Here is an 11524-nt window from a genome sequence, read left to right as displayed (position 1 = left end):
TGCGCAGAGATTCGCAGCTTGTGCCGGATTCCTCCCTGGCGTCGGAGAGGGAGTTCTCGTGGTCTTCCGGAGGGCTGGAGAGGTTCAAGGGGCCGGTGGTCGGCGGTTCCGGAGCCGGGGGGAACAAGCGGGGGCGTCGCGATGTTGGATTAGGCGCCGCCATGCCGGACACCTATACTGGCGTGGTTAGGGGGGGAGTATCCCTTCGCGGCAGTCTCGTCATCACGGTGTTGTCTCGCTCCACGAGGCCCCCGGGGCTGTCGGTCCGCATCGTCGACCCGCTTCACGTCGACCTGTCTTCACGCGGGCGGGAGAGACCTCCGGCAGTCTGTCGTGCGCGCCGCCGGAGGTTTATCAGTTGTGAATGTTCCTGTCTGGGCATGGTTCGCCGTCATCGGCGGACTCCTGGTCATCCTCGCCTTCGACCTGTGGATCGTCGATCGAGGCGAGCCCCGAGAGTTCTCCCTCAAGCAGGCCGGGTTCTGGGTCGGCTTCTACGTCACCCTCGCCGTACTCTTCGGCATCGGGCTGCTGATCTTCGCGGGTCCCACCCCAGCGGGCCAGTTCGTCGCCGGGTATCTCACCGAGTACAGCCTGAGCATCGACAACCTCTTCGTTTTCTACATCATCATGACCCGCTTCGCGGTGCCGAGGATGCACCAGCACAAGGTGCTGCTGATCGGCATCCTGATGGCGCTGGTCATGCGCGGCATCTTCATCGCGATCGGCGCGGCGGCCCTGGCCAACTTCGGCTGGCTGTTCTACGTCTTCGGCGTGTTCCTGATCTACACGGCCGTCCAGCTCGTCCGCCAGTTCGGTCAGGAGGAGCACCTCGAGGAGAACGCGGTGCTGCGCTGGGCGCGGCGGGTGCTGCCGCACACCGACGACTACGTGGGTTCCAAGATCATCGTCAAGGTCAACGGCAGGCGGCTGGTCACCCCGCTGCTGATCGTCATGATCGCCATCGGCACCACCGACCTGCTGTTCGCACTCGACTCGATTCCGGCGATCTTCGGCCTGACCACCGACGCCTTCATCGTCTTCACCGCGAACGCGTTCGCCCTGATGGGCCTACGCCAGCTGTACTTCCTGCTGGGCGGCCTGCTCCAGAAGCTGGTCTACCTCAGCTTCGGTCTTGCGTTCATCCTCGGTTTCATCGGGGTTAAGCTGATCCTCGAGGCTCTGCACTCCAGCGGTGTCTCCTGGGCCCCCGAGGTGCCGATCTGGGTGTCGCTGTCGGTCATCGTCGTCACGATGATCGTCACCACCGTGATCAGCCTGATCAAGGCCCGGCGTGACAACCGCGTGGGCAAGGAAAACACCACCCCGGCGAGTGTCGAGCAGGGCTAGCGAATCAGCGTGTGAGGCGCTTTGCTTGTCTCATTGCGCCTTATAAGGGCTGAGAGATGGGTAACATCCTGCCCCAGAGCGGGTAGACATACCGGTCTAATGCCGCAAGACATCACAAAGGTTCCCTGTGTCCCACGATTCAGCAAGCCACATGCCAGGCCCGCTGGGCCTGGCACGTGGCGTCTCCCCGTGGTTGCTCCCGACCGTGGCCGCCGCCGCCGTAACCTCCCTGCTCAGCCGTCGTGACCGGCGCTGGGCGCTGGCGGCGGTCCCGCTGACCGCGCTCACCGGCGGGATGCTCTGGTTCTTCCGCGATCCAGATCGCACTCCGGGCACCGGGCGGATCCTGTCGCCCGCGGACGGCGTGGTGCAGAGCATCGACCCGTGGCCGGACGGCCGCACCCGGGTCGCGATCTTCATGAGCCCTCTCGACGTGCACGTCAACCGGGCGCCGCTGGCCGGCACGGTCACCTCGGTGGAACACGTGTCCGGGGGTTACCTGCCCGCGTTCAACAAGGACAGCGACACCAACGAGCGGGTCGTCTGGCACCTGGACACCGCGCTCGGCGACATCGAGCTGGTCCAGATCGCCGGCGCGGTCGCGCGCCGCATCGTGCCCTACGCGGCCGCGGGGGCGAAGGTCGCCAGGGCCGAGCGGATCGGCCTGATCAGGCTCGGCTCGCGGGTCGACGTCTACCTTCCCGAGGGGATCGCCCCGGCCGTCTCCGTGGGCCAGAAGACGGTCGCGGGGGTGACGGGTCTTGACCACGGCTGACGCGAGCTGGCCGATGGACGAGACGGACGACGAGCCACGAGGACCCGTGGGCAAGGCGTTCCGCCTGTCGGCCGCGGACTCCCTGTCTCTCGGCAACGCCCTCTGCGGCTTCCTCGCGGTCTGCGTGCTGGCCTGGTCGGCCATCAGCGCGCTGCAGCAGGACAAGCCCTTCGCGGCCGACCCCCGGTTCTTCGGCACCGCCGTGGTGCTCCTGCTGATCGGCGCCACCTGCGACCTGTTCGACGGCCTGGTGGCCCGCAAGTTCCGCGCCTCGGCCATGGGCGCCGAGCTGGACAACCTCGCCGATGTGATCAGTTTCGGCTTCGCGCCCGCCTTCATGGTGGTCATCTGGGCGGGGTTCAACCAGCAGATCCCCTTCCTGCTGGTGATGGCCGCGGCGTCGTCGGTGCTGCTGGCCGGGGTCATCAGGCTCGCGCGCTTCGCCTGCGTGAAGACCAAGAGCGGCGACTTCATGGGGCTGCCCATCCCGATGGGCGCGATGACCGTGGTCTCGGTCGTGCTGCTGTTCCCCCCGTCGATCTGGACGATCCTGCCCGTCTTCGGGGTGGCGTACCTCATGGTGAGCCGGATCGAGTACCCCAAGCCCAAGGGCAATCTGGCCGCCGCCGTGCTCGCCTGGATGATGATCAACGTCGCCTGCCTGACCATCTGGGTCGCGGGCCTGGCCGGCGGCGACACGCTGATCAAGGTCGGGGCCGTCATGCAGATGACGATCGTGGCGACCATCCCGCTGCGGGTCCTGATGTTCAAGAGGGAGAAGCGCAAGGAACAGCGCAAGGCGTCGGCCGAGGTCGGCTGACCGCCCGCGGCGTGCTCACGCCGTTTCCCCGCGGGCATGGCGGATGGTCGCCGGTACGCCATGCCCGGATCCGTTCTCGTCCCGGAATGCCCCGGCCCGCTTCCCATGTCCGGCGCGGCTGCGTTCAATTGCCTCATGGGAGCTGAGCCGCATGAGCACACCCGCACCTACTTCCTCGGCATGCTCGCCCGCGAGCTGGAGCTGAGAGGCATGAGCGTGACGCTCAAGCGGAGCCCGCCGTCTCTGCGGGTCAGCGATCCCGAGGCGGCGATGTTCAACGAGACCCTCGACTGCGTCCCGCTGGCCGAGGGCTGGTTCTACCGCTGGTCCTGGGGCGACCTGGTGGAGCGGGTGGAGGATCCGGCCAAGGCCGCGGATCGGATCCTCCGGGTCTTCGGCGGCTGACGTCCGCCTTCCCGCCGCGCTCGGGCCCCACCCGGGCGGCGGGGAGTCCGGCCGTACGGGCCCGGACTCCCCGCCGCCCGAGCGGGGGTGTCACCAGCCGCGCTCGCGCCACTCGGGCAGCGAGGGGCGCTCGGCGCCCAGCGTGGTGTCCTTGCCGTGGCCCGGGTAGACCCAGGTGTCGTCCGGCAGCCGGTCGAAGATCCGCTCCGACACGTCGGCGAAGAGCCGGGCGAACCGTTCGGGGTCCTTGTTGGTGTTGCCGACGCCGCCGGGGAAGAGCGAGTCGCCGGTGAACAGGTGGCCCGGGTAGTGCAGGGCGATCGAGCCGGGGGTGTGCCCGCGCAGGTGGATCACCTCCAGGCTGACCACGCCGACGGTGACACCGTCGCCGTCCTCCACCTCCAGGTCCACCGGCACCGGCAGCGCGCCCGCGTCGAGCGGGTGGGCGATCACCGAGGCGCCGGTCGCCCTGGCGACCTCCTCCAGGGCCTGCCAGTGGTCGCCGTGCTGGTGGGTGGTGACGATCTTGCTGATCGGCTGGTCGCCGATGAGTTCGAGCAGCCGGTCGGGCTCGGCGGCCGCGTCGATGAGCGCGCCGTCGCCGGTCTGGGTGCACCGGACCAGGTAGGCGTTGTTGTCGAACGGGCCGACGGCCAGCTTGGCGATCGTCAGGGCGGGCAGCTCGCGCAGGTCGGCGGGGCCGCCGACCTGAACATCACCGGTGTACGTCACGGATTCTCCTCGGACGGGGTCGCGGGAGGGCAGGGCGGTGCGCGCTCTGCCCCCGTCACCCTCATCATTCCGCCCGGCGGGCAGGTTGGGGCATAAGGCGGGTGTTCACATCGTTGAAACCGTGGGCCACCTGCCAGGTCTGGGTGAAGGCCGTAGTCTGGAGAGGGCGGGAAAACGACTCCGGACGCCGGTCCGGAAAATTGTCGGCCCCTCTCGCTAGTCTTCCCGCGACCGCTTCCAACCCTCTATCAACGACGTCGGGACTGCTGTGGCTGACCGCCTCATCGTGCGTGGTGCACGTGAACACAACCTCAAGGACGTCTCGCTGGAGCTGCCGCGAGACTCTCTGATCGTCTTCACCGGACTGTCCGGCTCGGGCAAGTCCAGCCTGGCCTTCGACACGATCTTCGCCGAAGGCCAGCGCCGCTATGTCGAATCGCTGTCGGCGTACGCGCGGCAGTTCCTCGGGCAGATGGACAAGCCCGACGTCGACTTCATCGAGGGGCTCTCGCCCGCGGTGTCGATCGACCAGAAGTCGACGAGCCGCAACCCCCGTTCCACCGTCGGCACGATCACCGAGGTGTACGACTACCTGCGCCTGCTCTGGGCGCGGATCGGCAAGCCGCACTGCCCGCAGTGCGGGCGGGCGATCGCCAGGCAGAGCCCCGAGCAGATCGTCGACCGGGTCATGGAGCTGGAGGAGGGCACCCGCTTCCAGGTGCTCGCCCCGGTGGTCCGCGGCCGCAAGGGCGAGTACGCCGAGCTCTTCACCCAGCTCCAGGCGAAGGGCTTCGCCCGCGCCCGCGTCGACGGCACGGTGGTCCGGCTGGACGAGCCGCCGACGCTGAAGAAGCAGGAGAAGCACGACATCGAGGTGATCGTCGACCGGCTGGCCGTGAAGGAGGGCGCGAGCAGCCGCCTGACCGGCTCGGTGGAGACCGCCCTGAACCTGTCGGGCGGGACGATCACCCTGGAGTTCGTCGACCTGCCCGAGGACGACCCCAACCGCGAGCGCTTCTACTCCGAGCACCTCTACTGCCCTTACGACGACCTGTCGTTCGAGGAACTGGAGCCTCGCTCGTTCTCGTTCAACTCGCCCTTCGGCGCCTGCCCGGAGTGCACGGGCCTGGGCGTCCGGATGGAGGTCGACCCCGACCTGGTCGTGCCCGACCCGGAGAGGCCGCTGGGCGAGGGCGCGCTCTCCCCGTGGGCCGGCGGCCACACCAGCGACTACTTCGTACGCCTGGTCGAGGCGCTCGGCCTGACCATGGGCTTCGGTCTCGACACCCCGTGGGAGCGGCTCCCCAAGAAGGCGCAGAAGGCCCTGCTGTACGGCCACGACGAGCAGGTCCACGTCCGCTACAGCAACCGCTACGGCCGCCAGCGCTCCTACTACACCACCTTCGAGGGGGTCATCCCCTGGGTGCAGCGCCGCCACGGCGAGTCCGACAGCGACGGCATGCGCGAGAAGTACGAAGGCTACATGCGGGAGATCCCGTGCCCGGCCTGCGAGGGGGCCAGGCTCAAGCCGGTCTCGCTCGCCGTCACGGTCGACGACCGCTCGATCGCCGACGTCTCGTCGATGTCGATCGGCGACTGCGCGGCGTTCCTGGCGGGGCTGAAGCTGTCCGACCGCGACATGCAGATCGCCGAGCGGGTGGTCAAGGAGATCAACGCCCGGATGGGCTTCCTGCTCGACGTGGGTCTCGACTACCTGACCATGGACCGGGCCTCCGGCACCCTCGCCGGTGGCGAGGCGCAGCGCATCCGGCTCGCCACCCAGATCGGCTCGGGCCTGGTCGGGGTGCTGTACGTGCTGGACGAGCCCTCCATCGGCCTGCACCAGCGGGACAACCAGCGGCTGCTGGAGACCCTGATCAGGCTGCGTGACATGGGCAACACGCTCATCGTGGTCGAGCACGACGAGGACACCATCGCCGCCGCCGACTGGGTGGTCGACATCGGCCCCGGGGCGGGTGAGCACGGCGGCCAGGTCGTCGTCTCGGGCACCGTGGCCGACCTGCTGGCCTCGGAGACCTCGATGACCGGCGCCTACCTGTCCGGCCGCAAGACGATCGCGATCCCCGCCACCCGCCGTAAGCGTGACAAGAAGCGGCAGATCACCGTGAAGGGCGCCCGCGAGCACAACCTCAAGGGCGTCGACGTGGAGTTCCCGCTGGGGCTGCTGACCGCGGTCACCGGGGTCTCGGGGTCCGGCAAGTCCACCCTGGTGAACGACATCCTCTACAACGCGCTGGCCAAGGAGCTGAACGGTGCGCGCACCGTCCCCGGCCGCCACGCGCGGGTCAACGGGATGGACCTGGTCGACAAGGTCGTGCACGTCGACCAGTCGGCGATCGGCCGCACGCCCCGGTCCAATCCGGCGACCTACACCGGTGTCTTCGACAAGGTCCGCGACCTGTTCGCGCAGACCACCGAGGCCAAGGTCCGCGGCTACCAGAAGGGCCGGTTCAGCTTCAACGTCAAGGGCGGCCGGTGCGAGGCCTGCTCGGGAGACGGCACCCTCAAGATCGAGATGAACTTCCTGCCGGACGTCTACGTGCCCTGCGAGGTCTGTCACGGGGCGCGCTACAACCGGGAGACCCTGGAGGTCCACTACAAGGGCAAGACGATCTCCGAGGTGCTCGACATGCCGATCGAGGAGGCCCTGGACTTCTTCGACTCCATCCCGGCCATCAAGCGCTACCTGAAGACGCTCAACGACGTCGGCCTGGGCTACGTCAGGCTCGGCCAGCCCGCCACGACCCTGTCCGGCGGCGAGGCCCAGCGCGTCAAGCTCGCCTCCGAGCTGCAGCGCCGCTCCACCGGCCGGACGATCTACGTGCTCGACGAGCCCACCACCGGCCTGCACTTCGAGGACATCCGCAGGCTGCTGGGCGTCCTGGGCAAGCTCGTCGACGGGGGCAACACGGTCATCGTCATCGAGCACAACCTCGACGTGATCAAGACCGCCGACTGGCTGATCGACATGGGCCCCGAGGGCGGCTCCCGGGGCGGCAGCGTGCTCGCCGTCGGCACGCCCGAGGAGGTCGCCCTGGTCGACGAGAGTCACACGGGCCGCTTCCTGCGCAAGATCCTCGGCAGCTGAAGGCCGGATTCCGGACCGGGCCGCCCCGTCAATACCCTTGACGCGGAGCCCGGTTCCGATCTGGGGACGATGTTGCGAGAAGGGCCGAGATGAGCACGCAGGAGGCCTCCGCCATGCCCGCGCGCAGGCAGGTGATCGCCGCCGCGGGGGCCGTGGCGTGCGGGGCGGCGCTGGCCGGGTGCGGCGGCGGGGAGTCCGCCGCCGCCATCGTGCCGCCGGGGATCAAGGGGAAGGTCATCGCGCGGACCACCGACATCCCGGTGGGCGGCGGCAAGGTGATCACCAAGTGGAAGATCGTGATCACCCAGCCGTCCTCGGGGGTGTTCAGGGCGTTCACGGCGAGCTGCCCGCACCGGGGGTGCGCGGTCGGCAGGGTCGGGGACGGCGTGATCCGCTGCCCCTGCCACGGCAGCGAGTTCGCCGCCGACTCCGGCAAGTGCCTCAAGGGCCCGGCGGAGGCGCCGCTGGTCCAGTACGCGCTGAAGGTCGAGGGCGACGGGATCGTCATGGTCTGACGGTCCGCGCCGTCTTCCCCTCGGGGGCGGCGCGGGTCCTGTCGGGAGTGCAGGAGCCGGTTGGCCGGGTCCGAAGCCCACCTCGAGGGTTTCCAGGGGGATTCTCCGGATGGCCCGGAAAGAGGGCTGAGGTGGTAATTCTTCACAGTCTCCTGACATGACGTACGGCATGCTGAACCGTCATCGGGGTTCCAGCCGTACCTGAAGATGATGATCCTGGAGGATATTCATGACTGAGACGACACGTCGTACCGTGATATTGAGCGCCGGTGGGGCCGGGATGGCCGCGGTGCTGACCGCGTGCGCGGGATACGGAGAGCCCGCGGCGGACGGCGGGGACACATCCGCGACCGCCGCCTCGCAGGCGCCGGAGGCGGCCGAGACGAGCGCGGGTGCCGAAGGGAACTCCGGGGCGAACGCCCTGGCCAAGACCGCGGACATCCCCGAGGGGGGCGGCAAGGTCTTCAAGGACGAGAAGATCGTGATCACCCAGCCGACCGCGGGGGAGTTCAAGGCGTTCAGCTCCGTCTGCACCCACCAGGGGTGCGACGTCGACAAGATCGTGGACGGCACCATCGACTGCCCGTGTCACGGCAGCAAGTTCAAGATCACTGACGGTTCCGTGGCGAACGGCCCGGCCGACAAGCCGCTGGAGGAGAAGGCGATCAAGGTGGACGGCGACTCCATCGTCCTCGCCTGAACCCGGCCGCGGGCCCGCCGCCGGGAGGAACGTCCCGGCGGGGGGCCGGGTGTCACGCGGCGGCCCCCGTACGGCCCGGGTCACCTCGCGGAGCGGCGGGCCTCGCATGAGGGTGTGGCCCGCCCCGCCGGGGCCGGGCCGCCGGGCCGTGTCCCGGCTGCCGGCCGGGCGGGAAGGCCGCCACGAAGGCCGGCGGGGAAAGCCGGAAGGCCGGCGGGGAAAGCTGTAAGGAAACCTGTCGGTCCGGGCCGATAGTCTTTCCGTGTGGCGAGATCTGTGGGTGGTCCGGTGAGTTTCCGGCCGAAGCCGGGGTCCATCCCCGAGTCCCCGGGCGTCTACCGGTTCAAGGACGCCGAGGGCCGGGTCGTCTACGTCGGCAAGGCCAAGAGCCTGCGCCAGCGGCTCAACTCCTACTTCGCCGACTTCGCGGGCCTGCACCCGCGCACCCAGACCATGCTCACGACGGCCGTGGACGTCGACTGGACGGTCGTCGGCACCGAGGTCGAGGCGCTCCAGCTCGAATACTCCTGGATCAAGGAGTACGACCCCCGGTTCAACGTCAAGTACCGCGACGACAAGTCCTACCCCTACCTCGCGGTCACCATGGGTGAGGAGTTCCCCCGGGTCCAGGTGCTGCGCGGCGCCAAGCGCAAAGGCACCCGTTACTTCGGCCCCTACTCCCACGCCTGGGCGATCAGGGAGACCGTCGACCTGCTGCTGCGGGTCTTCCCGATCAGGAGCTGCTCGGGCGGGGTGTTCAAGCGGGCCGCGCAGATCGGCCGCCCCTGCCTGCTGGGCTACATCGACAAGTGCTCCGCCCCCTGCGTCGGCCGGGTCACCGCCGAGGAGCACCGGGAGCTGGCCGACGACTTCTGCGAGTTCATGGCGGGCAACACCGGCCGGTTCGTCAAGCGGCTGGAGCGCGAGATGCGCGAGGCCGCCGTCGCGCAGGAGTACGAGCGGGCCGCCAGGCTGCGTGACGACATCCAGGCGCTGCAGCGGGCGATGGAGAAGCAGGCCGTGGTCCTCGGCGACAACACCGACTGCGACGTGGTCGCCCTGGCGGAGGATCCGCTGGAGGCCGCCGTCCAGGTGTTCTACGTGCGCAGCGGGCGGATCAGGGGACAGCGCGGCTGGGTGGTCGACAAGGTCGACGAGGTCGCGCCGGGCGAGCTGGTCGAGCAGTTCCTGCTGCAGATGTACGGCGACGCGGCCGCCGAGGCGCTGCCCAGGGAGGTGCTGGTGCCCGTCCTGCCCCCCGACGCCGAGGCGGTCACCGAGCTGCTCGGCGAGCACCGCGGGGCACGGGTGGAGATCAGGGTCCCCCAGCGCGGCGACAAGAGGTCGCTGATGGAGACCGTCGAGCGCAACGCCGTCGAGTCCCTGAAGCAGCACAAGCTGAGGCGGGCCAGCGACCTGACCGCGCGCAGCAGGGCGCTGCAGGAGGTCGCCGACGCCCTCGACCTCGACCAGGTGCCGCTGCGCATCGAGTGCTACGACGTCTCCCACATCCAGGGCACCAACGTGGTGGCCTCCATGGTGGTGTTCGAGGACGGCCTGGCCCGCAAGAGCGAGTACCGCAGGTTCTCCGTGCGCTCCACCGAGGGTGACGTCGCCTCCATCCACGAGGTGATCTCCCGCCGGTTCAAGCGCTATCTGGAGGAGCGCTCCGCGACCGGGGAGCTCGACGCGGACGCCGGGGCCGATCCCGAGGAAGAGGCCGCAGAAGAGCCGGGGGAGGGGTTGCGGACGCCGGGCATCGACCCGGAGACCGGCAAACCGCGCAAGTTCGCCTACCCGCCCAACCTGGTCGTCGTCGACGGCGGTCCCGCGCAGGCCGCGGCGGCCCGCAGGGCGCTCGACGAGCTGGGCGTGGACGACGTGGCGGTGTGCGGCCTGGCCAAGCGGCTGGAGGAGGTCTGGCTGCCCGGCGAGGACCTGCCGGTGATCCTCGCCCGCTCCAGCGAGGCCCTTTACCTTCTCCAGCGGGTACGCGACGAGGCCCACCGCTTCGCCATCGCCTACCATCGATCCAAACGGTCGAAGAGCGTCAAGGAAAGCGCTCTGGACGAGGTCCCCGGTCTCGGCCCGGCCCGCAGGCAGGCGTTGATCAAGCATTTCGGATCGGTGAAGCGGCTGCGGGAGGCGACCGCGGCGCAGATCTGTGAGGTTCCCGGGATCGGCCCCTCGACGGCCGAGACGATCGTGTCGGTCTTGAAGGGGCAGAACCCATGAGCGAAAGAGAGCCCGCGTTCGTCCTCGTCACCGGAATGTCGGGGGCGGGGCGGAGCACCGCCGCCAAGGCCCTGGAGGACCTGGGGTGGTTCGTCATCGACAACCTGCCGCCCGGGCTGCTGTTCGCCATGGCCGAGGAGGCGGGGCGGGTCAAGCTGGCCGCCGACAAGGTGGCCGCGGTGGTCGACGTGCGCAGCCTGGCCTTCACCAGCGACCTCAACAGCGCGATCGAGGAGCTGGAGGGGCGCGGCGTCGCCGTGCGCGTGGTGTTCCTGGAGGCCAGTGACGAGGAGCTGGTCCGCAGGTTCGAGAACGTCCGCCGCCCGCACCCGCTGCAGAGCGACGGCCGCCTGGTCGACGGGATCGCCCGCGAGCGCGGCATCCTGCGCGAGGTCCGGGCCAACGCCGACCTGGTGATCGACACCTCCAACCTCAACGTCCACGAGCTCCGCGGGAAGATCGTCGCCTTCTTCGGCGGCGAGGACCGCCCCGGCCTGCGGGTCAACGTCGTCTCCTTCGGCTACAAGTACGGCCTGCCCGTCGACGCGGACCTGGTCGTCGACTGCCGGTTCCTGCCCAATCCCCACTGGGTTCCCGAACTTCGCCCCATGAACGGACTGGACGCTCCCGTGCGGGAGTACGTTCTCAACCAAGCGGGTGCGAAGGAACTCCTCGACGCCTACGAGGAGGTGTTCGCCATCATCGCCTCCGGCTACACCCGCGAGGGCAAGAGCTACGCCACGCTCGCCGTCGGCTGCACCGGCGGCAAGCATCGCAGTGTCGCCATGGCCGAGCAGCTCGGCGGCCGGCTGCGCGATAGGGGTGGCATGGAGGTGCAGGTGAGCCATCGGGATGTGGGCCGGGAGTGAACGAAGGTCTCAAG

At 69.2% G+C, this 11524-nt stretch carries 10 protein-coding genes; 9 read left to right on the top strand and 1 reads right to left on the bottom strand.

Annotated features, from left to right (window positions below; genetic code table 11):
* The first annotated feature begins 360 nt into the window (after nt 1-360).
* From ACTOQ3_RS20910 to ACTOQ3_RS20895, 4 genes are all read left to right on the top strand, one after another.
* Nucleotides 361-1350, top strand: coding sequence for a TerC family protein (locus tag ACTOQ3_RS20910; RefSeq protein ID WP_440085021.1), 990 nt, complete (start codon nt 361-363; stop codon nt 1348-1350).
* 127 nt (nt 1351-1477) lie between these two features.
* Nucleotides 1478-2125, top strand: a complete 648-nt coding sequence (locus tag ACTOQ3_RS20905; RefSeq protein WP_440085020.1) for a phosphatidylserine decarboxylase — start codon at nt 1478-1480, stop codon at nt 2123-2125.
* Nucleotides 2112-2945: a CDP-diacylglycerol--serine O-phosphatidyltransferase gene (gene pssA / locus ACTOQ3_RS20900; RefSeq protein ID WP_440066003.1), complete on the top strand. Its 834-nt coding sequence runs from the start codon at nt 2112-2114 to the stop codon at nt 2943-2945. Before ACTOQ3_RS20905 ends, pssA begins: the two co-directional genes overlap by 14 nt.
* A 135-nt stretch (nt 2946-3080) precedes the next feature.
* Nucleotides 3081-3350 (top strand): hypothetical protein, encoded by a 270-nt coding sequence (locus ACTOQ3_RS20895; RefSeq protein ID WP_440066004.1) that lies wholly within the window; start codon nt 3081-3083, stop codon nt 3348-3350.
* A 90-nt stretch (nt 3351-3440) separates the two neighbouring features.
* On the opposite strand, the gene ACTOQ3_RS20890 is transcribed toward ACTOQ3_RS20895, so the two are convergent.
* Nucleotides 3441-4082 carry an MBL fold metallo-hydrolase gene (locus ACTOQ3_RS20890; protein WP_440085019.1) on the bottom strand — a complete coding sequence of 214 codons (642 nt, stop codon included), beginning with the start codon at nt 4080-4082 and terminating at the stop codon, nt 3441-3443.
* Between the two features lie 268 nt (nt 4083-4350).
* Between ACTOQ3_RS20890 and uvrA the strand changes: the two genes are divergently transcribed.
* From uvrA to rapZ, 5 genes are all read left to right on the top strand, one after another.
* Nucleotides 4351-7191, top strand: a complete 2841-nt coding sequence (gene uvrA, locus ACTOQ3_RS20885) for an excinuclease ABC subunit UvrA (protein WP_440085018.1) — start codon at nt 4351-4353, stop codon at nt 7189-7191.
* A gap of 89 nt (nt 7192-7280) precedes the next feature.
* Nucleotides 7281-7706, top strand: coding sequence for a Rieske (2Fe-2S) protein (locus tag ACTOQ3_RS20880; RefSeq protein WP_440085017.1), 426 nt, complete (start codon nt 7281-7283; stop codon nt 7704-7706).
* Nucleotides 7707-7935: 229 nt separating this feature from the next.
* Nucleotides 7936-8406: a Rieske (2Fe-2S) protein gene (locus tag ACTOQ3_RS20875; protein ID WP_440085016.1), complete on the top strand. Its 471-nt coding sequence runs from the start codon at nt 7936-7938 to the stop codon at nt 8404-8406.
* 276 nt (nt 8407-8682) lie between these two features.
* Nucleotides 8683-10641: an excinuclease ABC subunit UvrC gene (gene uvrC, locus ACTOQ3_RS20870; protein WP_440085042.1), complete on the top strand. Its 1959-nt coding sequence runs from the start codon at nt 8683-8685 to the stop codon at nt 10639-10641.
* Entirely contained in the window at nt 10638-11510 is an 873-nt protein-coding gene (gene rapZ / locus ACTOQ3_RS20865; protein WP_440066009.1) for an RNase adapter RapZ, read from the top strand. The genes uvrC and rapZ overlap by 4 nt, the downstream gene beginning before the upstream one ends.
* The last annotated feature ends 14 nt before the right edge of the window (nt 11511-11524 follow it).

The sequence above is a fragment of the Streptosporangium sp. LJ11 genome, assembly GCF_051918945.1.
Lineage (GTDB): Bacteria > Actinomycetota > Actinomycetes > Streptosporangiales > Streptosporangiaceae > Streptosporangium.
Note: the sequence above shows the minus strand (reverse complement) of the source record. Positions and strands in the feature narration are given on the sequence as shown.

Excerpts from the sequence above, each read along its gene's own strand:
- ACTOQ3_RS20895 (WP_440066004.1), top strand. The coding sequence starts at position 3,081 with ATGGGAGCTGAGCCGCATGAGCACACCCGCACCTACTTCCTCGGCATG.
- ACTOQ3_RS20880 (WP_440085017.1), top strand. The coding sequence starts at position 7,281 with ATGAGCACGCAGGAGGCCTCCGCCATGCCCGCGCGCAGGCAGGTGATC.
- ACTOQ3_RS20875 (WP_440085016.1), top strand. The coding sequence starts at position 7,936 with ATGACTGAGACGACACGTCGTACCGTGATATTGAGCGCCGGTGGGGCC.
- rapZ (WP_440066009.1), top strand. The coding sequence starts at position 10,638 with ATGAGCGAAAGAGAGCCCGCGTTCGTCCTCGTCACCGGAATGTCGGGG.